This window comes from Dolomitihabitans soli (genome assembly GCF_022213955.1).
Lineage (GTDB): Bacteria > Actinomycetota > Actinomycetes > Streptosporangiales > Streptosporangiaceae > Streptosporangium_A > Streptosporangium_A soli.
Map to the genome: position 1 here is coordinate 54135 of NZ_JAKNTW010000043.1, position 23607 is coordinate 77741.

Annotated in this window: 22 protein-coding genes, 1 tRNA gene and 2 riboswitches; of the genes, 10 read left to right on the forward strand and 13 right to left on the reverse strand. The window is 71.6% G+C overall.

The window, feature by feature from the left end:
• Positions 1–18: 18 nt before the first annotated feature.
• A tRNA-Leu gene (locus MBA17_RS45670) sits at positions 19–95 on the reverse strand.
• Between the two features lie 234 nt (positions 96–329).
• Entirely contained in the window at positions 330–806 is a 477-nt protein-coding gene (gene bcp, locus MBA17_RS45675) for a thioredoxin-dependent thiol peroxidase (protein ID WP_238504904.1), read from the reverse strand.
• A gap of 162 nt (positions 807–968) precedes the next feature.
• Between bcp and MBA17_RS45680 the strand changes: the two genes are divergently transcribed.
• Positions 969–1346 (forward strand): DUF3618 domain-containing protein, encoded by a 378-nt coding sequence (locus MBA17_RS45680; RefSeq protein WP_238504906.1) that lies wholly within the window; start codon positions 969–971, stop codon positions 1344–1346.
• Positions 1347–1440: 94 nt separating this feature from the next.
• Positions 1441–1947, forward strand: a complete 507-nt coding sequence (locus tag MBA17_RS45685) for a hypothetical protein (protein WP_238504907.1) — start codon at positions 1441–1443, stop codon at positions 1945–1947.
• Between the two features lie 213 nt (positions 1948–2160).
• On the opposite strand, the gene MBA17_RS45690 is transcribed toward MBA17_RS45685, so the two are convergent.
• Positions 2161–3354, reverse strand: a complete 1194-nt coding sequence (locus MBA17_RS45690) for an amino acid deaminase/aldolase (protein ID WP_238504908.1) — start codon at positions 3352–3354, stop codon at positions 2161–2163.
• 147 nt (positions 3355–3501) lie between these two features.
• On the opposite strand from MBA17_RS45690, the gene MBA17_RS45695 reads away from it, so the two are divergent.
• Entirely contained in the window at positions 3502–4089 is a 588-nt protein-coding gene (locus MBA17_RS45695) for a DUF6286 domain-containing protein (RefSeq protein ID WP_238504984.1), read from the forward strand.
• A gap of 247 nt (positions 4090–4336) precedes the next feature.
• On the opposite strand, the gene MBA17_RS45700 is transcribed toward MBA17_RS45695, so the two are convergent.
• From MBA17_RS45700 to MBA17_RS45745, 10 genes are all read right to left on the reverse strand, one after another.
• The gene (locus MBA17_RS45700) at positions 4337–6061 is read right to left on the reverse strand and encodes a hypothetical protein (RefSeq protein WP_238504910.1); all 1725 of its coding nucleotides are present in this window, start codon (positions 6059–6061) and stop codon (positions 4337–4339) included.
• A 60-nt stretch (positions 6062–6121) separates the two neighbouring features.
• Entirely contained in the window at positions 6122–7498 is a 1377-nt protein-coding gene (locus MBA17_RS45705) for an L-serine ammonia-lyase (protein ID WP_238504917.1), read from the reverse strand.
• A gap of 52 nt (positions 7499–7550) precedes the next feature.
• The gene (gene gcvH, locus MBA17_RS45710; protein ID WP_238504919.1) at positions 7551–7943 is read right to left on the reverse strand and encodes a glycine cleavage system protein GcvH; all 393 of its coding nucleotides are present in this window, start codon (positions 7941–7943) and stop codon (positions 7551–7553) included.
• Entirely contained in the window at positions 7940–9043 is a 1104-nt protein-coding gene (gcvT, locus tag MBA17_RS45715; RefSeq protein WP_238504931.1) for a glycine cleavage system aminomethyltransferase GcvT, read from the reverse strand. The genes gcvH and gcvT overlap by 4 nt, the downstream gene beginning before the upstream one ends.
• Positions 9044–9074: 31 nt before the next feature.
• A riboswitch (glycine riboswitch) is annotated at positions 9075–9171 on the reverse strand.
• A riboswitch (glycine riboswitch) is annotated at positions 9172–9269 on the reverse strand.
• A gap of 65 nt (positions 9270–9334) precedes the next feature.
• Positions 9335–11194: an endonuclease/exonuclease/phosphatase family protein gene (locus MBA17_RS45720; RefSeq protein WP_238504938.1), complete on the reverse strand. Its 1860-nt coding sequence runs from the start codon at positions 11192–11194 to the stop codon at positions 9335–9337.
• 55 nt (positions 11195–11249) lie between these two features.
• Positions 11250–11936 carry a gamma-glutamyl-gamma-aminobutyrate hydrolase family protein gene (locus MBA17_RS45725; RefSeq protein WP_238504944.1) on the reverse strand — a complete coding sequence of 229 codons (687 nt, stop codon included), beginning with the start codon at positions 11934–11936 and terminating at the stop codon, positions 11250–11252.
• Positions 11936–12700 (reverse strand): 3-oxoacyl-ACP reductase, encoded by a 765-nt coding sequence (locus MBA17_RS45730; protein ID WP_238504947.1) that lies wholly within the window; start codon positions 12698–12700, stop codon positions 11936–11938. The genes MBA17_RS45725 and MBA17_RS45730 overlap by 1 nt, the downstream gene beginning before the upstream one ends.
• A 2-nt stretch (positions 12701–12702) precedes the next feature.
• Complete coding sequence (locus MBA17_RS45735) at positions 12703–14046, reverse strand: aldehyde dehydrogenase family protein (protein ID WP_238504950.1); 1344 nt, start codon at positions 14044–14046, stop codon at positions 12703–12705.
• Between the two features lie 4 nt (positions 14047–14050).
• Positions 14051–15394, reverse strand: coding sequence for a glutamine synthetase family protein (locus MBA17_RS45740; RefSeq protein ID WP_238504986.1), 1344 nt, complete (start codon positions 15392–15394; stop codon positions 14051–14053).
• Between the two features lie 98 nt (positions 15395–15492).
• Positions 15493–16863: an alpha/beta fold hydrolase gene (locus tag MBA17_RS45745; RefSeq protein WP_238504952.1), complete on the reverse strand. Its 1371-nt coding sequence runs from the start codon at positions 16861–16863 to the stop codon at positions 15493–15495.
• 110 nt (positions 16864–16973) lie between these two features.
• On the opposite strand from MBA17_RS45745, the gene MBA17_RS45750 reads away from it, so the two are divergent.
• From MBA17_RS45750 to MBA17_RS45780, 7 genes are all read left to right on the forward strand, one after another.
• On the forward strand, positions 16974–18071 hold the full coding sequence (locus MBA17_RS45750) for a sensor histidine kinase (RefSeq protein WP_238504959.1): 1098 nt from the start codon (positions 16974–16976) through the stop codon (positions 18069–18071).
• Positions 18068–18712, forward strand: coding sequence for a response regulator (locus MBA17_RS45755; RefSeq protein ID WP_238504961.1), 645 nt, complete (start codon positions 18068–18070; stop codon positions 18710–18712). The genes MBA17_RS45750 and MBA17_RS45755 overlap by 4 nt, the downstream gene beginning before the upstream one ends.
• Positions 18713–18931: 219 nt before the next feature.
• A complete protein-coding gene (locus MBA17_RS45760; RefSeq protein ID WP_455432979.1) occupies positions 18932–19618 on the forward strand; it encodes a FadR/GntR family transcriptional regulator in 687 nt (228 codons plus the stop codon).
• 32 nt (positions 19619–19650) lie between these two features.
• Complete coding sequence (locus MBA17_RS45765) at positions 19651–20433, forward strand: hypothetical protein (protein WP_238504966.1); 783 nt, start codon at positions 19651–19653, stop codon at positions 20431–20433.
• 54 nt (positions 20434–20487) lie between these two features.
• Entirely contained in the window at positions 20488–21507 is a 1020-nt protein-coding gene (locus MBA17_RS45770) for a LacI family DNA-binding transcriptional regulator (protein ID WP_238504968.1), read from the forward strand.
• A complete protein-coding gene (locus MBA17_RS45775; protein WP_238504970.1) occupies positions 21504–22328 on the forward strand; it encodes a sugar phosphate isomerase/epimerase family protein in 825 nt (274 codons plus the stop codon). Before MBA17_RS45770 ends, MBA17_RS45775 begins: the two co-directional genes overlap by 4 nt.
• Positions 22329–22443: 115 nt before the next feature.
• Positions 22444–23112 carry an alpha/beta fold hydrolase gene (locus MBA17_RS45780; protein WP_238504972.1) on the forward strand — a complete coding sequence of 223 codons (669 nt, stop codon included), beginning with the start codon at positions 22444–22446 and terminating at the stop codon, positions 23110–23112.
• Positions 23113–23607 lie beyond the last annotated feature (495 nt).

The following is a 23607-nucleotide window of genomic DNA, read 5'->3' on the forward strand; positions in this document are numbered from 1 at the left end:
GGTTCGCCGGCTGGCGAATGGTGGGGCCGATGGGATTCGAACCCACACTGTCATGATCCTAAGTCATGCGTCTCCTGCCGTTGGACTACGGCCCCGCCTTTCCTCGCCCAGCAGGGGCGGAGGAACAGGAATTCGTATTCAGTTGTCGGGCCGGACCTCGTTGGCGCGTTCGACGCCGATCGGGCATTCAGATCTTACAGGCTGGGTCCCCCTGTGACATCCCGGTTATCGTTGTCGCAGGTCCGCGAGGTCTGGCCGGGTCGCGGGGAGGCGACGCCACGTCTGCAGGGGAATCGCCGGCACTTATTCGTTTATGAATGCGAGGCGATTCAGGAAAGGCCGAGTTTCTTCTTGAGGGCCGCCACGTGGCCGGTGGCCTTCACGTTGTAGAGGGCCTTGTCGATTTTCCCGTCGGCGTCGATGACGAAGGTCGAGCGGATGACGCCGGTGACCTTCTTGCCGTAGAGGGACTTCTCGCCGTAGGCGCCGTACGCCTTGTGGACCTCCAGCTCGGGGTCCGACAGCAGCGGGAAGGTCAGCGCGTCGCGCTCGACGAACTTGGCGAGCTTGGCGGGCTTGTCCTTCGAGACGCCGAGCACCACGTAGTCGGCGTCGGCCAGCTCGCCCAGGTTGTCGCGGAAGTCGCACGCCTGCTTGGTGCAGCCGGGGGTCATCGCGGCCGGGTAGAAGTAGAGGATGACCCGCTTGCCGCGGTAGGCGTCGAGCGACACGTCGGCGCCGTCGGCGTCGGGCAGGGTGAAATCCGGTGCGGCGTCGCCTGGCTCAAGCCTGCTGTCGTCAGCCACGGGTCCTCCTTCATGGGCCGGGGCGTGCCCGTCGTCGGCTCGCCCGGCGGCCTCGCTGGCACGGCAATGGGTTCCCGGATCAACTTACCGGCCTGCCCAGCGTGCCGTGCGCCCGTCACACCTGACAGACTGATCGACGTCAGGGGCGACGAGAGGAGAGCCATGGCGGACACCGATCCCGATGAGCTGGAGCGCCGGATCGAGAGCACCCGCGCCGATCTCGCGCGCACGGTCGACGCCATCGCCGACAGGGTGAGCCCCAAGCGGGTCGTCCAGCGCGGCGTCGCCAGGGCCAAGGCGAACGCCGAGCACCTGGTGGCCATGGTCGGCGACAAAGTCGGCGACCTGGTCGAGGACGTGAGCGGGGACAGGCCCGGCGCCGGGGTGGACGGACCGGGCACGGCCGCGTTCGGGGCGCAGCCCGACGACCTGTGGGAGGAACGCGACCCGATGCGCGATCTCGCGCCGGTCCTGATCGGCGTGGGCGCGGTCCTGGTGGTCGGCGCGGCGGTCCTGCTGTGGCGCCGGCGTCGCAGGTGAGTACCGGTCCCGCCACTGAGTAAGGGGCTACTCATGTGCGGGGCCTTCCGATCCTTGAGCATCACTGGTGGGTGCGAAAAGGAGAGGAAAGCGAATGAATCGGACGATCCGCACAACGCTTGGGTTCGTGGTCGCGGGGGCGCTCACGCTGACCATGGCCCCGGCGGCACTCGCCGCGCCGACCACGGCTCCGGCGAGCGCGGGTGCGACAGCACAGGGGGCCGCCGACTTCGAGGACACCTGGGGTCGCTACTACTCACGTAACCGCCTGGCCTATGCCAGAGGGGATCTCGCGGTGGACGGGGACGAGGACGGCAACACCGTGGAGGTGTCGGGGCGAATCCACGACCGCGACTTCCGATCCGCCTCGCGGGGCGGTAAATGCGGTTATGTCATCTTCGAGGGTGTCTTCCTCGACGAGGACGAGGACGACTGGAGCCGGATCAAGCGCTACAAGCACTGTGGTTCCGGCGGCTCGCGCTACTTCGAGTGGGACGAGGACGACGTCGTCCAGCTACGCGTGAAGGTCTGCCAGACCAATCCCCGAGCCTGGCGCACCAGCGACTGCGGCCGCTGGCGTGAGCTGGACCTCGGCTTCTGAGCGAGCGGTCACCGAAACGTACGGCCCTCGCCCTGGTGGGCGGGGTGAGGGCCGTAGGCGTGGGTTCGGCCGAGGGGATGGTCGCGGGAATGTGCGGTCCTCGCCCTGATGGGGGCCGTAGGCGTGGCTTCGGCCGGGAGCGGTCACCGGAACGTGCGGTCCTCGCCCTGGCGGGGGCCGTAGGCGTGGGTTCGGCCGGGGCTTCGGGGGTGGTCACAGGAACGTGCGGCCCTCGCCTCGATAGGTGGGGGCCGTTCGCACGATCTCCTCGCCCTCGATCAGGTGGAAGGTCTCGAACCGTTCGCTGAGCTCGCCCGCCTTGGCGTGCCGGAACCACACGCGGTCGCCCAGGCACAGGTCGTCGGCGGCGAGCCCGCGCAGCGGAGTCTGGACCTCGCCCGCGCCCTCCTCGGGGTCGTAGGTCAGCCCGGCGGGCAGGTAGGGCTGCGGGAGGCGGGACGGGCCGGGGGAGCCCGACGCCGGGTAGCCGCCGCCGAGCACGGTCACCACCCCCGGCCCCGGACGCCGCACGACGGGCAGCGCGAAGACCGCCGCCGGCCGGCCGTCGAAGCCGCGGTAGAAGTCGAACAGGCGGGGATGGAAGAAGCCGGAGCCGGCGGTGACCTCGGTCACCGCCTTCTCCATGACCGTCTTCTCGACGCTGCCGGTGCCGCCGCCGTTCACGAACGCGAGGTCGGCCACCTGCCGTACGGCGTGCGCGATCCGGCCCCTGCGGACGATCAGCTCGTGCTGTGACCTCGCCTGCATCAGGCGGATCGCGCGGGCGCGGGCGGGGCGGCCCGGCGGGTCGTCGCCGACGCCCGCGATCTGCGACTCGTAGGCCATCAGGCCGGTCAGCCGGAAGCCGGGCCGCCTGACGACCTCGGCGGCCAGCTCGGCGGCCTGGTCCGGCGACCGGATGGGGGAGCGTCTGGCCCCGGCCCTGAACCGGCCGCCGAGCGTGACGAACCCAGCATCGATATCCAGACATATCTGGATCTCTTGGCGGGCGGGGACCGTCCTCGCCGCGGCATCGATCAGATCCAGGTGCTCGATGCAGTCGATCATCAGCGTGATCTCGTCGGCCGCCGTGGCGTCCCCCGCCAGGGTGGCGATCGCGTGCCGGTCGGCGGTCGGATAGGCGACCAGGACGTCGCGCACTCCGGTACTCGCCAGCCAGAGCGCCTCAGGCAGGGTGAACCCCATGACGCCCTCGAAGCCCTCCATCGCGAGGACGCGCGACAGCACCTCCCGGCAGCGGATCGATTTGCTCGCCACCCGGATCGGCTTGCCGTTCGCCCGGCGCGCCAGATCGGCGGCGTTGGCGCGGAGTGCGGCCAGATCGACGACGGCGAAGGGTGGCGAGAGCTCCGCGGTGGCCCGATCGTATCGCTCGCGGTCATCCATGGACGCAGCGTAACGCCGCAATGAATGTGAGCATAGCTCGTGTTGGTCTCGGCGGTAAATTCTCGTGCCAGGCACCCCCCGGGATCGTGCAAACGGGCGGTTCGGCGGCCACACTCGCGCCGCTCCCGCGATAACCCTGCCAGGGTGATGACATCAGTCCAGGACGCCGCCCCCGCCCCCGCCAGGGCGCCCGTCGACACGAAGGTGTTGCGCCGCCCCCGCACCCCGGCCGGGCTCGCCGTCGCGGTGCCGCTGTCGGCGGTGCTCTCCCTGCTGGCCGCCGAGGCGGTGAGCGAGGTCATGGGTGCGCCGCTCGGGATCGTGCCGTTCGAGCGGCTGGCCGCCGTCGCCGCCACCCGCGCCTGGTCCGACCCGCTGGTGCAGTGCGCGGCCGGCGGGCTGGCCGTACTGGGGTTCGTGCTGCTGGCGGCCGCCCTGATCCCCGGCAGGTCCAGGCTGGTCCCGGTGAAGACCGCCGACCCGCTGATCGTGATCGGCTTCACCCGCGCGGGGCTGTGCCGTACGCTGCGGACGCTCGCCGAGTCGGTGGACGGCGTGGACCACGCGCGGGTTCGCCTGGTGCGTGGGCAGATCGAGATCTCCGTGGTCACCGAGGCGGAGTGCGCCGGCACGCTGCTCCGCCAGGTGGGGGCCACGGTCGGCGACCGGCTCGCCGGGCTGGGCGCCCTCGGTGGCGCCGAGGTGGTCGTACGGCTGCGCGGAACGGGAGCGTGAGATGCGCGCCTACCGGGGCAACCGGATCGGCCTGGCCGTCGTCGGCACGCTCGCTCTGTCGGCGGGCGCGTACGGCCTGCTGCGCGGGCGCGGGTCGCTGCCCGCGCAGCCCGCCGGCGACCACCTGCTCGGCGCCGAGCTACCGGATCACCCGCTGGTGCCCCTGCTGCTGGTCGTCCTCGCCATGGTGGCGTTGCGGTGGCTGGTGCGCGCGGCCGGCTGGGGCCGCCTCGGGCGGCGGACCGGCTCAGGGGTTGCGATGATCGGTGTTGGGCTTAAAGAAGTCGAAGGGCTCAGGGTCGGGGTCAGGATCGTGGGTGACGAGCGGCTGCGAATCGGAGTCTCCTGCGCGCCAGACACGGACGTCTGCCGACTGGTCGCCCGGCTGGACGCGGGAGTGGTGAGCCGGGCGCGGCGGGCGGTCGGCGACGACGGGCTGCCGGCGCTGGTCCGGCTGCACGTGCGCAGGCGCTAGCGGAGCGCTGTCCACCACCGCGGGCATCGGCGCGGTGATCGCCTCCGACGACAGGGGAGTGCGCGGGGGAACCGGCGGGGCCGGTTCCCGCAGGGGCGGAGCGGGCGTCTCCACGACGGGCGGTTCGGGCGGTTCGGGCTTGTTGCGCCGGGCGAAGGCGAGCCCCGCCGCCAGGCACGCCAGCGGTACGGCGGGCAGTACGTAACGGTGGTCGAAGGCGGCGATGAACGGCGGCAGCGCCAGCAGCACCACCGCCCCGCCGAAGGGCAGCAGCGCCGCGCCGCCCAGCGTGCGCCAGCGCGCCAGCAGACCGCCGAGACCGAGCAGCAGGATCGCCCCGAGGAACGGCCCGCGCAGGAACCCCTGCTCCTGATAGGTCCGCAACCACCCGGCGTACGGCTCGACCATGATCGTCGCGCCGGACGAGCCCTGGTAGGCGGTGGTGACCTCGGTGGCCGTCTGGTCCTTGGAGGCCGCCTGGTCGGAGAAGGGCTTGACCGAGTCGGGGAAGACGTACGCGCTCTGCGGGCCCTTGACGGGATACACCCAGCGGGTCCAGTCGAAGATGTGCACCGCGTCGGCCGCCCCGGCACTCAGGAAGTCGAGCGGCTGGGCGCGGATGGCCCGGACGGCGAAGGCCCCGGCCACCTCGTTGCGGTCGATCCCCATGGCCGCGGGGGAGTTGAGCGGGGACTTGCCGCTCCAGATGTACATCGGCGGGACCATGCGCGTCGCCGTCGGCTCCGGGGGGCACAGCTTGGCCTCCTCCGGGGGAGGGGCGATCTTGGCGCAGTCGGCGAAGGTCATGGTGCGCGCCCACAGGAAGACGTTGCTGCGCGTCAGCCCGAAGTCGCCGTGCTCCGCCCTGAACCAGGTGGCGTACGCCCCCAGGCCCAGCGCGGCGGTCAGCGTCGCCGCGACCACGGCCCGCCAGCCCGCCCGGCGCAGGACCAGGAACACCAGCAGCACGGCGATCAGCGGCAGGCCGATCGTCCTGGTGACGGTCGCGGCGACGAGCAGCAGCCCGGCGACCGCGGCCATCCACGCCGCAGGCCGCTCCCGCCACAGGATCAGCGTCACCGCCGCGACGGCCAGGAACGTGAACAGCAGGTCGGCCATGATCAGATGTTCGAGCTGCACCTGGTGCACGTCGAACAGCATCGGGATCAAGAAGATCGCCGCGACCCAGCCGGGCAGCCTGGTCCTGCGCCGCAGCACCAGATAGACGCAGACGGCGATGGCCAGCCCCAGCACGTGCTGCACGATCGCGACGGCCTGGACGCTCTCCAGCGGCCGCAGCGCCCACAGGAGCAGCGAGTAGCCGGAGGGGCGCGACTCCAGGGGACGCGGGTCGAGCGAGGCGTTCAGGTAGGCGAAGGAGTCGGCCCAGAACCAGAGCGCCGGCTGGTAACCGAGCACGGCCAGCGCCCGCAGCCCCGCCCCGCCGAGCAGCGCGACGAGGAACAACCAGTGGGAGCGGAGAAGCGCTGACACCATGGACCTCCGCCGCCTCACTCATTCCCGTCAAGTCAGGCAAACCATCTTAGACAGGTTGGATCAGCACTCGATGACGTTGACCGCCAGTCCGCCCCGGCTGGTCTCCTTGTACTTGTCCAACATGTCCCTGCCGGTGTCGCGCATGGTCTTGACGGCACGGTCGAGCGAGACGAAGTGCCGCCCGTCGCCGCGCAGCGCAATCCTGGCCGCGGTGATGGCCTTGATGGAGGCCACGGCGTTCCGCTCGATGCACGGGATCTGCACCAGGCCGCCGATCGGGTCGCAGGTCAGGCCCAGGTTGTGCTCGATGCCGATCTCGGCCGCGTTCTCCACCTGCTCGGGGGTGCCGCCCAGCACCTCGGTGAGCCCGGCGGCGGCCATCGAGCAGGCCGAGCCGACCTCGCCCTGGCAGCCCACCTCCGCGCCGGAGATGGAGGCGTTCTCCTTGAACAGCACCCCGATCGCCCCGGCGGTCAGCAGGAACCGCACCACGCCCTCCTCGTCGGAGTGCGGGGTGAACCGGTCGTAGTAGGTCAGCACGGCGGGGATGATGCCGGCCGCGCCGTTGGTCGGCGCGGTGACGACCCGGCCGCCCGCGGCGTTCTCCTCGTTGACGGCCAGCGCGAACAGGGTCACCCAGTCCATGGTCTGCAACGGGTCCTTCTCCGGCGACTCGCTCTGCAGCCGGCGCTGCAGCTGGTGCGCCCGGCGCTTGACCTTCAGCCCGCCGGGCAGCACGCCCTCCTGGGCGCAGCCCCGCCGCACGCAGGCCGACATGACCCGCCACAGCTCCAGCAGACCGGTGTGGATCTCCTCGGCGGTGCGGCCGAACGCCTTTTCGTTCTCCAGCATCAGCCCGGAGATCGACAGACCGGTGTCGGCGCAGTGCCCGAGCAGCTCCACCGCGGTCGTGAAGGGGTACGGCAGAGGCGTGTCGTCGGGCTTGATCCGGTCGGCCCCGGTGGCCTCCTCGTCGACCACGAAACCGCCGCCGACGGAGTAGTAGACCTTCTCCCGGAGCGGCTCGCCGGCCTCGTCGAAGGCGGTGAACCGCATCCCGTTGGGGTGGTGCGGAAGCGAGATCTTACGCTCGAACACCAGGTGCTCGCCGACCACGAAGGGGATCTCGCGCTCGCCGTACAGGGTGACGGTGCCGGAGGCGCGCATGGCGGCCAGGCGGTCATCGACCGTGTCTACGTCGACGGTCTCGGGCTTCTCGCCGGAGAGGCCGAGCAGGACGGCCTTGTCGCTGCCGTGGCCCTTGCCGGTCAGGCCGAGTGAGCCGTAGAGGATCGCCTCGGCTCCGAAGACCTTCTCCAGCAGGCCGTCGGCGTGCAGCCCGCGGGCGAACCTGTGGGCCGCGGCCATCGGGCCGCCGGTGTGCGAGCTGGACGGGCCGATACCGATCTTGAACAGGTCGAAGACGCTGATCGCCATCGAAGTGCGCCTTTCCTAGGTGGCCCGCCGGCGGGTGGCCGGCGGGCGGGAATCAGGAGTCGCCGATCGTGAGGGCGGTGTACTCCACCGGTGACAGCAGGTTGCCGGGGTCATCGCCCGCCACGCGGATCCTGAACATCCAGCCGTCGCCGAAGGGGTCGCTGTTGACCAGCGAGGGGTCGTCCACCACGGCATCGTTGACCTCGATCACCTCACCGGAGACCGGGGCGAAGATGTCGCTCACCGACTTGGTCGACTCGACCTCGCCGATCGAGTCGCCCGCCGAGACGGTCGAGCCGACCTCGGGCACCTGGACGAAGACCACGTCACCGAGCGCCTCCGCCGCGTAGGCGGTGATGCCCACGGTCACGGTGGCTCCCTCGGCCAGGCCGGCGATCCACTCGTGCTCCTTGGTGTACTTGAGCTCCTCGGGAATGCTGCTCACTTGTTCCTCCTGTAGAAAGGCAGTTCCACCATCTCGACCGGCTCGTGCGTGCCCCGGATGTCGACGGCCAGGCCGCCGGTGACGCCCGAGTCGACGTCCGTGTCGATGTAGGCCATCGCGATCGGCCTGCCCAGCGACTGCGAAGGCGCCCCGCTGGTCACCTCGCCGACCACCGACCCGTCCGCGCGCGACACCACCGGATAGCCGTGCCTCGGCACCCGGCGGCCGGTCGCGACCAGCCCGACCCGCCGCCGTCGCGCCGGGACGTCCCTGAGTGGCTCCAGGGCGGCCCGGCCGACGAAGTCGCCCGCCTTGTCGAACTTCACCACACGGCCGAGGCCGGCGTCGAACGGGGTGAGCTCTTCGGACAGCTCGTTCCCGTACAGCGGCATGCCCGCCTCCAGCCGCAGCGTGTCGCGGGCCGACAGCCCGGCGGGACGCAGGCCGTACGGCTCGCCCGCCTCGGTCAGCGCCTGCCACAGCGGCACCGCGTCCGCGGCGGCGACGAACAGCTCGAAGCCGTCCTCGCCGGTGTAGCCGGTGCGCGCGATCAGCGCGTCGAACCCGGCCACCGCGCCCGGCAGACCCGCGTAGTACTTCAGCCCGGCCAGGTCGGCGTCGGTCAGCTTGGCCACGATCTCCACCGACCTCGGGCCCTGCACCGCGATCAGCGCGTACTCCTCGGAACGGTCCTCGACCACCACGTCGTACGGCTCGGACCTGGTGGTCAGCTCGGCGGCCACCCGCAGGTAGTTGGAGGCGTTGGCCACGACCATGAAGGAGTCGGGGGCGAGCCGGTAGACGATCAGGTCGTCGAGCACCCCGCCGCTCTCGGCACAGATCATGGTGTATCTGGCGCGGCCGGGTGCGAGCGTGCTCAGCTCGCTGACCAGCGCGTAGTCGAGGGCGGCCGCCGCGCCGGGGCCGGTGAGGTGGATCTCGCCCATGTGCGAGAGGTCGAACAGGCCGGCGGCTTCGCGCACCGCGTTGTGCTCGGCGGACTCGCTGCCGTAGCGCAGCGGCATCAACCAGCCGGCGAAGTCGGTGAGTGTCGCGCCGAGGCTCTCGTGCACCTCGCGCAGCGGCGTGGGTCGGGACATGTTCGCACCTCAGAGGAGTCGGATGTGAGCATCCTCCCCCTCTGTCGTGGGTGCCTGAGAGCTTCGCCCGGTTCTTAACCGGACTTTCACCTTCGGCGAGGCGCGACGGCCTGCTTTCCAGAGGTCACCTGGCCCGCGCGGTCCTTTTCCTTGAGAGGTTCGCGGGGAGGGCTTGCTCCTTCAGGGGCCCTGGCCGGGTGCCAGAGCGCTCTCCCGCGTGGGTTCGCCGGTAACGCGCGACAGCTTATCAGTGCGCGGCGGTCGCGCCAGGCCCCGCCGGGCGATCATCGGTCACCGGTCACCCGGCGGGGTCCGGCGATCCGGCAGCGTCACCGTGGCCTCCAGCGGGAAGTGATCGGAGGTGGTCACCTCGTCAAGGATCGCGAAATCCCGGAAGGCCAGGTCCCGGGTGCCCCAGATCCAGTCCACCCGGTTGTCCGGCCTGCTCGTCGGCGCGGTGAACTCCGCGCCGTGGCCCGTGACGTCCTGCGCGCTGGTGAACCCGGCCCGGGTGAACGCCGCCGGCTCGACCGGCCAGGACGGCTTGAAGTTGAGGTCGCCGGCGATCACCGCGGGCCGCACGCCGCCCCACGCCGCGAGCAGGGACTCGATCTGCCGCAGCCGCGTCGGGGTGTTGCCGTCCCGGTGCTGGAGGTGGGTGGTCATCACCCGCAACCGCCCGGCGACCGTCCCCGCCGCGTAGGACCGCTTCATCGGCCCCGCCCCGTACGGCAGGCGGCCGGTGCCGACGTCGGTCAGCGGCACCTTCGACAGGATCATGTTGCCGAACTGGCCGTCGGCGGCGGGCGCCCACACGTAGTCGAGCCGCAGCCTCCTCGCGAGCCATTCGGCGAGGTCCAGGCCGCCGCCGACCGGCCAGCCCCGGCTGACCTCCTGGAGCATGATCACGTCGGGATCGCGGTCCTCGATCACTCTGGCGATCGCCTCGGGATCGACGGCGGGCGCGCCGCTGACGCCGTAGTGGACGTTCCAGCTGAACAGCTTGACCTGGCCGCGCGGCGCCTGCTTGGCGACCGGGGCCGGGTTGGTGACCAGCGCGATCACCGGTGCGAGCAGGGCGATCGCGCACCCCCCCGCGAGATGGAACTCGTGGGTGAGCGTGCCCGAGCGCCCGGCGGGAGCGGCGCGCAGTCCGGCGACGGCCAGCAGCGCCACGCCGGCCAGCGGCCAGACCACGTTCGGCACGCCGAGGGGCAACTCGTAGTGGGCCTGGTAGGGGAGCACGGTCACCAGGAAGCCCAGGCCCGCGCCGAGTCCCGCGTGACCGACGCCCGGCAGTCCGGTGCCGCCGAGGGCGCGGGCCAGCAGCAGCGCGGCGGAGACCAGGCCGGCGACCAGGGCGATCAACGCCTGCGGGCCGGGGGAGAGCAGTGCGACGGCCGTGCCGCCGGTGAGCGCCGCGGTGGCCGCCACGCCGGCAACCGTCCCGCCCAGCACGGCGGTGTGCCGGGCCTCGCCGGCGACCACCACGGCGAACAACGCGCCGAGGATGAGCGACCCCGAGGCGACCGGCGCGGAGACCGCCGCCTGGGAGGCCGCGAACGCCGGGTTCGCGAGGAACAGCACGGCCAGCCCGAGGAACGGCCCGACCACCCACGCCCGGCGTCCGGAGGTCGGCACCGCCGCCGGCTGCCTGAGCGTCCACCAGGTCAGCCCCGCCGCGGCTGCGCACGTAGCCCCGGTGACCAGCCAGGGCACCGCTCCCGGCTGCCAGATCACGTCCCAGGTGCCCGACAGCGAGCGCACCCCGAGGTCGAGCGCCACCCCGCTGAGCACCCCCATGGCCGCCGCCCCGCCCTCCGCCCGGCTCACCGCGACCACCAGCGTGATCATCCCGACGACCGCCCCCGCCAGCCCCAGCGCGTACGGCGGAGCGGGAAAGATCTGAAGCGCCAGCCGGAGGCCGACCAGGACGGCGACCGTCACCGCGACGGCGCGGCCGGCGAGCATCCGGGCGACCGGCCAGGCCAGCACGGGCGCGATGAAGACGCCCAGCGTGGCCAGTCCCTTACCGGGCACACCGCCCGGTGTGGCGTCGAGCAGGGGGCCGCTCACGCGGAGCAGTTCCAGCGCCATCACCGTGAGCACGGCGACCATCGAAGCCGCCGATACGGGGGGACGGATATGCATGAATGGCACCTTAAGCCCCATATGCCACCAAAGGCGACAAGTCACCACAAATGAATCAGCGGGCGGCGGTGATCAGGGCGTCGAAGAGGGCGGGATCCGCACCCGCCTCCGGATGCCACTGTACGGCCAGCGTGAAGGGATGGGCGGGGTGCTCGGCGGCTTCGATCGTGCCGTCGTCGGCGTGCGCGGCGGCGACGAGACCGTCGGCGAGCTTGGCGACCGACTGGTGGTGGTAGTGCAGGACATCGCCGGGCTCGATGATCCCGGCGAGGCGGGTGCCGGCCACGGGACGCACGGCCAGCGGCCCGTAGGCGCCGGGCGCGGGCGCGTGGCCGGTGTGCCCGACCACGTCGGGCAGATGCTGGTGGAGGGTGCCGCCCAGGGCCACGTTCAGGATCTGGAGTCCGCGGCAGATGCCGAGAAAGGGGAGCCGGGCCGCCAGGGCAGCCTGCGTCACCTCAAGCTCCGCTTCATCACGAAATTTCCGGATATAGCCGGTCTGTTGGTGGGGCTGCTCGCCGTACGTGCCGGGGTCGAGGTCGCCGCCGCCCGCCAAGATGAGGCCGTCGAGGCGGCCGACGAGCGCGCCGGGGTCGCCGGCGGGCGGCAGGATCACCGGCTGCCCGCCGGCCCGCGTGACGTGTTCGACGTAGGCGTGCGGCAGCAGCGCGGCCGGCGTCTCCCACACCGTGAAGCGCGCGGGCTCGACGTAGCAGGTGATGCCGATGACCGGGCGGCCCATCAGAGCGGGGTGACGTAGGCGCCGGAGATGCCGCCGTCGACCATGAACTCCGCGGCGTTGACGAAGGAGGCGTCGTCGGAGGCGAGGAAGGCCACCGCCGCCGCGATCTCCCACGGCTCGGCGAACCGGCCGCCGGGGACGTGCACCAGACGGCGCTGGGCCCGCTCGGGATCCTTGGCGAACAGCTCGCGCAGCAGCGGCGTGTTCACCGGGCCGGGGCACAGCGCGTTCACCCGGATGCCCTCGCGGGCGAACTGCACCCCCAGCTCCCTGGACATGGCGAGCACGCCGCCCTTGGAGGCCGTGTAGGAGATCTGACTGGTCGCCGAGCCCAGCACCGCGACGAACGAGGCCGTGTTGATGATCGACCCCCTGCCCTGCCGCCGCATGTAGGGGAGCACGTGCTTGCAGCAGAGATAGACGCTGGTGAGGTTGACCTCCTGCACCCGGCGCCAGGCGTCGAGGCCCGTCTCCAGGATCGAGTCGTCCTCGGGCGGCGAGATGCCGGCGTTGTTGAAGGCGATGTCCACGCTGCCGTAGGCGTCGAACGCCGCCTGGTACATCCGGACGACGTCGTCCTCCACCGTCACGTCGGCCCGCACGAACAGCCCCTCGACCTCGGCCGCCGCCTTCGTGCCCGCCGCCTCGTCGACGTCCGCGCAGACCACCCGCGCGCCCTCCTGCGCGAACCGGTGCGCGGTGGCCAGCCCGATGCCGCTCGCCGCCCCGGTGATCACGGCCACCCGATCCTGCAGACGCTGCATGCTTACTCCGTTGAGATGAAGACGTTCTTGGTCTCGGTGAAGGCGGCGAGCGCGTCGGGGCCCAGCTCCCGTCCCAGGCCTGACTGCTTGAAGCCGCCGAAGGGGGTCCAGTAGCGCACGCCGGCATGCGAGTTGACGCTGAGGTTGCCCGCCTCGACCGCCCTGGCCACCCGCAGCGCACGGCCCACGTCCCGGGTCCAGATCGACCCGCTGAGGCCGTACCTCGTGTCGTTGGCGAGCCGTACGGCGTCGGCCTCGTCGTCGAAGGGCAGCACGCTCACCACCGGGCCGAAGATCTCCTCGGTGTAGGCGGGGTCGCCGGGCGAGGGGGTGAGCACGGTCGGGGGGTACCAGTGACCGGGACCCTCCGGGCATGAGCCGACCAGGTGCGGGGTGCCGGTGACGAACGAGGCGACCCTGGCCAGGTGCTCCGCGCTGATCAGCGGGCCCATCTCGGTGGCGGGGTCGAGCGGATCGCCCACCCGCACGCCGAGGACCGCCTCGTCGAGCCGGGCCAGGAACTCGTCGTGGACCGAGCGTTCGACCAGCACCCGGGAGCGGGCGCAGCAGTCCTGCCCGGCGTTGTCGAACACGGCGTAGGGCGCGGTCGCGGCGGCTTTGACGAGGTCGGCGTCGGCGAAGACGATGTTGGCGTTCTTGCCGCCGAGTTCGAGGGTGAGCCGTTTGACCGTCCGCGCGGCGACGGCGGCGATCCGCTTGCCCACCTCGGTGGAGCCGGTGAACACGATCTTGTTGACGCCGGGGTGCTCGACCAGGCGTGCCCCCGCGACTTCGCCCGCGCCGGGCAGCACCTGGAGCACGTCCTCGGGCAGACCGGCCGCCAGCGCCAGCTCCGCCAGCCTGACGGCCGTCAGCGGGGTCCATTCCGCGGGCTTGACGAGCACCGTGTTGCCCGCCGCGAGCGCGGGGGCGACTCCCCAGGTCATCACGACCATCGGGAAGTTCCACGGCACGATCACGCCGACCACCCCGAGCGGCTCGGCGAAGGTGAGATCGACGCCGCCCGCCACCGGGATCTGCCTGCCGTGCTCCCGTTCCGGCGCGGCGGCGTAGTAGTGCAGCACGTCGGCGACGTTGCCCGCCTCCCAGCGGGCGTTGCCGATCGTGTGGCCCGCGTTGGCGACCTCCAGCAGCGCCAGCTCCTCGGCGTGCTCCTCGACCACGGCGGCGAAACGGCGCAGCAGCCTGGCCCGGTCTCCCGGGCTCACCGCGCGCCAGGCGGGCAGCGCTCTCCTGGCGCGCTCCACGGCGCGGTCGACCTCCGCCGCGTCGACCGCCTCGACGTCGGCGATCACGGCCTCGGTCGCCGGATTGATGATCTTCATCTGCTCACATCCGCTCGAAGCCGCGGAACAGCTCCCAGTCGGTGACCGCCGCGTCGAAGGCGGCCAGCTCGACCCTGGCGTTGTTCGCGTAGTGCGCCACGACCTCCTCGCCGAAGGAGTCTCTGGCCAGGTCGGATCGCTCCCACAGCAGCGCCGCGTCACGCAGCGTGGCGGGCACGGTCGCCGCTCCGGAGTCGTAGGCGTTGCCGGGGTACGGATCCTCCAGCGGCAGTTCCCCGTCGATCCCGCGCAGCCCCGCCGCGATCAGCGCCGCCACGGCGAGATAGGGGTTGACGTCGCCGCCCGGCACCCGGTTCTCCACCCGGAGCGAGTGCCCCCGCCCGACCAGCCGCAGCGAGCAGGTGCGGTTGTCGACCCCCCACTTCACCGCGGTCGGCGCGAAGCTGCCCGGCACGTATCTCTTGTAGGAGTTGATGTTCGGCGCGTAGAGCAGGGTCAGTTCGCGCATCGCGGCCAGCTGGCCCGCGATGAAGCGCGAGCCCACCTCCGACAGCCCGTACGGCCCGCCGCCCGCCATCACCGGCTCGCCGCCGGTGGACCGGAGCGAGATGTGGAGATGGCAGGAGTTGCCCTCGCGCTCGTTGGGCTTGGCCATGAAGGTGATCGACCTGCCCTCCTGGGCCGCGATCTCCTTGGCGCCGTTCTTGTAGATCGAGTGGTTGTCGCACGTCTCCAGCGCCTCGGCGTACCTGAAGGCGATCTCGTGCTGGCCGAGGTTGCACTCGCCCTTGGCGGACTCGACGTACATCCCCGCGCCCTCCATGCCGCGCCTGATCCGGCGCAGCAGGGGCTCGACGCGGGCCGTACCGAGGAGGGAGTAGTCGACGTTGTAGAGGTTGGCGGGCGACATGTCGCGGTAGCCGCGCCGCCAGGCGTCCTCGTAGGTGTCGTCGTAGACGACGAACTCCAGCTCGGTGCCGACGAAGGCGCGCCAGCCGCGCTCGGCCAGCCGGTCGAGCTGGCGGCGCAGGATCTGCCGGGGGGAGACCACGATGTCGGAACCGTCGGCCCAGACGATGTCGGCCATCAGCAGCGCGGTGCCCTCCTGCCAGGGGATCCTGCGCAGCGTGGACAGGTCGGGACGCATCACCAGGTCGCCGTAGCCCTGGTCCCAGGACGACATGGCGTAGCCGCCGACCGTGTTCATGTCGACGTCGACGGCGAGAAGGTAGTCGCATCCCTCGGCGGCGTGCCCGGCCACCTCTTCGAGGAAGTAACGGGCGGAGAGCCGTTTGCCCTGCAGCCGTCCCTGCATGTCGGCGATCGCCAGCAGGACCGTGTCGATGTCACCCGTGGCCACGTCGTCGCGGAGTTCCTCTAACGACAGCACGCCGCCTCCTCGGTGACCTTTATTGGGTCAGTATCAGACCATTGATATCCATCCGAAGTGTCATGTCAAGAGTGTCAGCCCGGGACGTGCATCTCTCACGAACACTCCGAATCGCGGGACGGCAGTTCCCGCGTGACGACGTATCGGCTGACATGATCGATGACGCACGCGTTGGCCATCGCGGCGAAGAGGTTGTGCCCCGGGCCGTCGAACTCGATCATCCGGCTGCCGGGAACCTGGCCGACGACCCGTGCGGTGGGCGCGTGGTCCAGCCAGGTGCCCGCTCCCAGGATCGGCGGGAGCTTCTTCCCGGGCAGCGGCTTCGGCGGATTGGCGACCGGCGCCGGCCATCCCGCGCAGGTGAGCGGCAGGTGCCAGGCGAGCGGGAACGCGGCGCCGGCGCTGGGCGCGATCCGGCGCAGCCGCCGCGTCGTGCTCGCCACCTGTTCCCGCGTCACGGGCCGGGGAAAGTCGAGGCACTCCTTCACGCCGCCGCCCTGCAGGCTCGGGTAGGGGTTGCTACCGGAGGGGGCGAATCCGGAGGCGTCGCCCTTCTCGGCCGCCGTGATGGCCGCCGAGACCTCGGCCCATCGATCGGGCCCCCTCTTGTACTTCTGGAACGCGAGCGACTGCACCTGTGTCCCGTCGTAGCGGGCGTTCACCTTGGGGGCCGGTATGGGGTCCTTGTCCGCCTTGGCGACCAGCGCGCGCCAGCGCTTCTCCAGCCCGGCGTCGGCCCAGTCGAAGAACCGTCCCATCAGGCGCTCGTTGTCGCGGGCGATGGCGTCGAGTTCCCGTTCCCAGTCACGGGCGCCGTGGTTCCCGGTGCCGTCGATGTACATCGTGCGCACCCGGCCGGGAAACAACCGGGCATACGACTGGGCGATGGCGCCGCCGTACGAGGTCCCGATGAAGTTCATCCTGTCCTCGCCGAGCGCCTGCCGTACGGCATCCGCGTCACGGGCGTCGGAGGCTGCGTCCATGTGGTCGAAGAGTTCGGGGTCCGTGTCCCGGCACTTGTTCGCCCTGGTCCGGTTCTCCGCGGCGAGGCGGTCGAATCCGGCCTGGTCGTCCGGGATCGCCGGCGTGGTCAGCGCGCTCCAGTCGCACGCGAGAGCCGGGCTGCCGAGCCCCGGATATCCCCGCGGGTCCCACGTGACGACGTCCATCGACTGACGGATCTCGGCGAAGACCTCGGGCCGGACGGAACGCATGATGGCGATCTGGTCGCCCTGCGGGCCGCCGAAGTTGACCAGCACCGAGCCCTTCTTGACGCCGGTCGCGGGCAGCCGGGCCACCTTCAGGGTGATCTTGCGGCCGCCCGGCTTCGACAGGGCGACCGGCAGGTCCGCGCACTCGATCGCGGACGTGGGCTGTCCCGGGCACGGCTGCCATTCGAGCTGCCGCGGTGCCTGCGCGGGGTTCGGTGGTGCGAGTACGGCCAGGGCCAGAAGAGTTCTGATCATGCTGACACGCTAGGAAGGCGCGGGCCGCGGGGGCAGTCGGCGAAAGTCGTCCGCCGTGTTCACGAAAGTTGACGGATTCCGCGCGGCCACCGGTCAGTAGGGTGACCCGCATGGCCCGACTCGCTCTCGCCGCCGCCGTGGTGATCGCTGACACGACGCTGTTGTGGCTGGCCGGGACGGAGGGCTGGGCACTCGCCGCGTACGCCCTGCTGACGACGCTCGTCATGGTGCTGGTCTCCCGGGCGCCGTTCCTGGCCTTCCTGGTCACGGTGCCGATGGCGTTGTTCTCCGGCGCGTCGCTCGCCCTGCTGGCCTGCACGAGCTATCAGGCCGGACGCCGCAGGCCGGTCGGCCTGGAAGCGGCGCTGACGATCGGCGCGGCCGTCGTCTACCTGGGCATGCTGCTCCTGATCTCGCACCGATCCGCGATCCCGCCCGAGCCGTGGATCGTCCTGGCCCGTGGCGTGGTGCTGGTGGCGTTGCCCATGATGGCCGGTCGCTATCTGGCCCAGCAGGGCGAGCACCTGCGCCGCGAGCGGGAGCTCACCGCCGAGCGGGAGCGGCTGCGCGAGCGGCTGCGCATCGCGCGGGACATGCACGACTCCCTCGGCCACGCGCTCAGCCTGGTGTCGGTGCAGGCGGCGGCGCTGGAGGTGGCCCCGCTGCCCGCGGACCAGCGGCAGACGGTACGGAACCTCGCGAGCGCCGCGCGGGCGGCCGTCGACGAGTTGCACGAGGTGGTGGGCACCTTGCGGCGCGACGACTCACCCGGGCTGGAAGGGATCGAGCAGCTGGTCGCGGAGTTCCGGCGGGCGGGCGTCCCGGTGCGGATCGAACGATCGGGCGTGGCCGGCCGGCTCGGCGGAGCGGCCGCGGCCCATGCCTCCTACCGGGTCGTCCAGGAGGGTCTGACCAACGCCGCGAAACACGCCCCGGGCTCGCCGGTCACCGTGTCGCTCGACTGGCAGCCGGACGCCCTGCTGGTCGCCGTGGGCAACGCGGCCGGCCCCGCACGGACGACGGCCCGGCGTTTCGATGACGAGAGGGTGCCGCCCACCCGGACGACGCCGGCCGGCCACGGGCTGACCGGGCTGTCGGAACGCGTCCGCTCGGCGGGCGGGCTGCTGCGCGTCCACCCGCACCCGCACACGTTCCGCCTGGTCGCGATGTTCCCCGTGACGCGCGGTGCGGTGGAGGAGGCGGCGTGATCAGGGTGCTGATCGCGGACGACGAGCCCCTCATCGTCGCGGGCGTCCGGACGGTGCTGGAGTCGGCCGGCGACATCGTGGTCGTGGCCGGCGTGGCGAACGGCCGGCAGGCCGTGGAGGCCGCCCGCCGCCACCACGTCGACGTGGCGCTCCTCGACATCACCATGCCGGTGCTCGACGGTCTCGCCGCCGCCGCCCGGCTGGCGGGGCCGCGGGTGGTGATGCTCACCGCCTTCGGCGACGAGCGCAACGTACGGCTGGCGCTGCACGCCGGCGTCTCCGGATTCGTCCTGAAGAACTGCGCTCCGGAGGAGCTGATCCGCGCGGTGCGCGCCGCCCACGCGGGGGAGGCGTATCTCTCGCCGGCCGTGACGCGGCAGGTGCTCGGCATGGTCTCGCTCGGCGAGGACGAACGCGGCCGGGAGGCGGCGCGGCGGCTGGCCGTCCTCACGGCCCGCGAGCGGGAGATCCTCGCACTGGTCGGCGAGGGCCTGTCCAACGCCGAGACGGGCAGGCGCGTCCACCTGAGCGAGGCGACCGTCAAGACCTACATGAGCCGCATCCTCGCCAAGCTGGACTGCGCGAACCGGGTGCAGGCGGCGCTGCTGGTCCGTGACGCGGAGTCGCGCGCGGATCGGTGACCGCCGTGGCCAGATCGGCCGGAGGTTCCTGCTTGACCGGGGCAAGGCCGGTCTAATGGACGGCGAATTGGCAACGGCATTTCACGAGAATTCGCCGAGTTTATCGGCAGGCTTTCACGCCTTCGTTATCGCAGGTCAGGAAGTCTGCTTGAGGTATCTTGTTGATACCTGGAGGTGATATTGGACGAGTCGGCGCGTTTGACCGTCGTGCTCCGCCCCGTGCGAGGCGGTAACGCCTTCGAGGAGACCGTGGAGCGCCTGCTGCAGGTGATCAAGCTCGGCGTGGTCGCGCCGGGGCACAAACTGCCCCCCGAGCGAGAGCTCGCCGTACTGCTCGGCATCAGCCGGGTGACGCTTCGCGAGGCGATCAGGTCGCTGTCCGACGCGGGCTTCCTCGACGTCCGGCGCGGCCGGTACGGCGGCGCATTCGTGATCTACCAGGCGCCGCCTCCCCGCCATGGCGACCTGCGCAAGGCGCTGGACGAGATGGGCTCGGGCGAGCTGGCCGACGCCCTCACGTTCCGGATGGCCGTGGAATGCGGCGCGGCGCGGGTGCTCGCGGGCGAGCCGCTCACCCAGGCCCGGCGCGCCACGTTGCGCCGTCGCCTCGCCGACGTCAACCGGGCCGGTCCCGGCGACTACCGGCGGCTCGACACCGCCTTCCACCTGTCGATCGCCGAACTCACCGGCTCCCCGCTGCTCGCCGGGGCCTGCGCCGACGCCCGGCTGCGGGTGACCGACCTGCTCAACGCGATCCCGGTGCTCCAGCCCAACATCGACCACGCCGCGACCCAGCACGAGGCGATCGTGTCCGCGATCCTGGCGGGCGATCCGGAGGCCGCCGTCCGGGCGGTCGTGGAGCATCTCGACGGCACCGCGGCCCTGTTGCGCGGCTTCCTCGCCTGACACGGCGTCTACCATCGGGAATGGGGCGAGACATGGGGGACTGGTTCGTAGCACGCATCGTGGACACCGGTCGGCTGCCGCTGTTCTGCTTCTTCACCTCTCTGATCATCGCCTTCGTGTTCACCCGGATCAACGTACGGCTGATCAGGGCCCAGGTGCGGTGGTGGTTCAAGAACGTCAACGTCGGCGAGATCCATGTCCACCACGTCGTGTTCGGGGTGGTGCTGATGCTGTTCGGCGGGGTCTCCGGGCTGGTGGTCTCCGGCATCTCCGAGGGGTGGTACGCCGTCACGGCGTCGATCTTCGGGGTGGGCGCGGCCCTGGTGCTCGACGAGTTCGCGCTGATCCTGCACCTGCGCGACGTGTACTGGATGGAGGAGGGACGCGCCTCCGTCGACGCGGTCTTCGTGGCCGTCGCGGTGACCGGCCTGCTGCTGACCGGGCTGCGCCCGCTCGGCTGGGAGATGCCCGTGACCCTCCCGCAGGGGCCGCTGCTCGCCGGGACCGTCCTGGTGGTCAACCTCGTGCTCGCGGTGGTGACGCTGCTCAAGGGCAAGATCTGGACCGGCCTGGTGGGGTTGTTCGTCCCGGTCCTGCTGGTGGTGGGCGCGGTACGGCTGGCCAGGCCGGGCTCCCCGTGGGCGCACTGGTTCTTCGCCCCTGGCGCGTTACGCCCGAGACCGGGCAAGATGGTGCGGGCGGTGGGCAGGGAGGACCGCTGGCGACGACCGGTCATCCGTGTCAAGATCGCAGTCCAGGAGTTCGTCTCCGGACGGCACGACCTGCCGTCACCGCGCCGGATCAAGCGCCACTGATGTGGAATCATACGCTTCGGAAAGCGTTTCCCACGCTACGACGACGGGAGCAGCATGCCGCGTGACGCCACGCTCGAAGATGTCGCCAAGCACGCCGGCGTCTCGCTGGCCACCGCGTCACGGGTGCTCAACGGCAGCACCCGGCAGGTCGGCAGGGAACTGCGCGAGCGCGTGGAGCACGCGGCGACCGAGCTGGGCTACACCACCAACCGCGCCGCGCAGGCCCTCGCCCGCAGCGCCAGCGACATCCTCGGCCTGGTGGTCCACGATCTGTCCGACCCCTACTTCGCGGTCCTCGCCAACGCGGTCGTCCGCGCCGCGGACATGCACGGGCTCTCGGTCATGGTCGGCACGACCTTCCGCGACCCCGAGGCCGAGATCGGCTACGTCGCCACCCTGCGGGCGCAGCGCGTCCGGGCGATCGTGCTGGCCGGCAGCCGGATCGACGACGCCGCGATGACCGAGCGGCTGCGGGCCGAACTCGACCGCTACCGGGGCACCGGCGGCCGCGCCGCCCTGATCGGTCAGGATCTGCTCGGCGTCGACACGGTCGTGCCCGACAACCACGCCGGAGCCGGTGAGCTGGCCCGCTCCCTGGCCGGGCTCGGCCACACCCGCTTCGCCGTGCTCACCGGCCCCGCCACGCTGCTCACCGCCGCGGACCGGGTCGCCGGGTTCGCCGAAGGTCTCGCCTCGCTCGGGCTGCCCGCACCCCTGCTGTTCCCCGGCCCCTTCGACCGCGACGGCGGTTACGCGGCCGCGCAGCGACTGCTGGCCGCGGACACCGATGTGACCTGCGTCTTCGCGGTCAACGACGTGATGGCCGTGGGCGCGCTCGCGGCCCTGCGCGACGGCGGCTGCGAGGTGCCCGGCCGCATCTCGGTGGCCGGCTTCGACGACATCCCGACCCTGCGCGACCTCACCCCGGCCCTCACCACGGTACGGCTGCCGCTCGCCGACATGGGCCGCCGCGCGGTCGCCCTGGCCCTCGGCACCGTCCCCATCGTGGCCGAGCCCGCCGAGACCGAGGTCGTCCTGCGTGAGAGCACCAGAAGCCTCCTGGAGGACGCATGAGTTCCGTGCCCGTGCCGAGGCCCGCGCGGACGTGGCCGTTCGCGGTGAGCACGCTCGGGATGCCGGGGCTCGGGCTCGCCGAGGCCTGCCGGCTCGCGGAGGAGACCGGGTGCGACGGTCTGGAACTGCGCGCCCATCCCGACACCGGCGTGCACACGGGGCTCGACGCGGCCGGGCGCGCCTCGGCCAGGACGACGCTCGCCGAGGCCGGGTTGCAGGCGCTCGCCCTGGCCGGGTACGTGCGCATCGCCTCGCCCGATCCCGACGACGAGGTGCTCGCGGCACTGCGCGCCGAGGTGAGCCTTGCCGCCGACCTGGGGGCGGGCTATGTCCGAATGTTCCCGGGATTCGCTGGTTCCAGTGCTGAAGACGCCGAGGAACTGGTGGCCCGGCGGCTCGCAGAGATCGCCCCTTTCGCCCGGCGAGCCGGGGTCCGGGTGCTGATCGAGACCCACGACTCGCACAGCACGGGCTCCGCCGTACGGCGGCTGCTGGAGGCGGCGGCGTTGCCCGACGTGACCGGGGCCGTGTGGGACACCCTGCACACCTGGCGGAGCGGTGAAGCTCCGCAGGCCACGTTCGACGCCCTGCGCGACCATCTCGGCTATGTCCAGACGAAGGATGCCGCCTCGGCGACGGACACCACTCCCGTCCCCATGGGCGAGGGCGGCGTTCCGCTGACCGCCGTCCGCGAGGTGCTGGTGGCGGGCGGTTATCCGGGCTGGATCTCGCTGGAGTGGGAGCGCACCTGGTATCCGGAGGTGGCCCCGGTAGAGGAGATCATTCCCGCCGCCCGCGCCTGGGCGAAGGCCCCGTCCTAGCGGACCCGGGCCGCACCTGCGGGTGATCTAGGCGGGCGCGGATCTTAGGACCGGAGCACGTGGACCTGCCTGGAATGCGTTTGTGCGCGCGGCCGCGATCCGCGAAGGTACGGGGATGCGTGAGATTCTTCTGCTCCCCGGCGGTGGACGGACGAGCCGGGACTGGGAGCGCGCGGCGCCCGTCCTGCGGGCGGCGGGCCTGCGCACCGTCGCGATTGAGTTGCCCGAGATGGGCACGTGGTCGTGGCCGGGCGCGCTCACCGCCGTCGCCGCGGCGATCGAGGAGCACGGCATGGACCGGCCGGTCGTGGCAGGGCACTCGCTCGGCGGGCTGGTCGCCGCGCTCTGGGCCACCGAGCATCCCGAATGCCCGCTGGCCGTGAACCTCGACGGGCACACCAACCCGACGGGCCCGTACGAGGGGGTCGACCCAGAGAAGAGCGAGCGGATCATGCGTGACTTCCTCACCGCGGAGGCCACCGATCCGGACCTGGCTCACCTGGTCGCCCAGATGGACGTGCTCGACCTGTTCGCGACGTACCGGGCGGCTCGATGCCCGCTGCTGGTCGTCTCCTCGACGGCGACGGAGCTGGAGGAGATGCTGCCGCCGGACGTCGCGGAGGTGTTCGCCGCCTACCGGCGCGGCTTCGCCAGGGAACTCGCCGCGACCGCCGCGGTCACGCCCCTGCTGACCCTCGCCGATGTGCCGACCGGGCACTACGTGCACGTGGAGGCGCCGGAGGAGGTCGCACGGCTGATCGTGCGGGGCGCGGAATCTAGGTGACCGGAGGCGCGCCCGGCCGGCCTTGAGGCCGCCAGGCGCACGGCCGGTGCCCCTGCTCTTCCCGGCGGTGTGGCGCCTCGCGATCCCGCGTACGGGCGTTGGCGGGTCCTTTCGTCGGCGACGGCGTCCTTCCGGCTGCCGACGCTACCCCTTGATCGGGGCCTTCTCCTCCGGCGGCGAGATGCCGCCGGAGCCGCAATCAGCAACCTGCGTTGACTAATTCGTATTAGTCAACTAAGGTTGCTTGCAGCCCGGTGCCGAGATCCTGGGCTCTTCATCACCACTCGCTCACGCCTGCCACACCGGAAAGGCGAGACGTTGACATCTTCCCCCTCGTGAACGAGGGGGATTCCCACGGTCGCCCGTGAGGTTTCCTGCTTCACCGCCAACCGCCCGCCAGAGAGGGAACCCGCTCCTTGAGGTCTTACGTCGGCTCCACAGGCGTTTCACCTCTCCGCCAGCCCAGCGGCGAGGATGTTCTTCGCCGCGTTCACA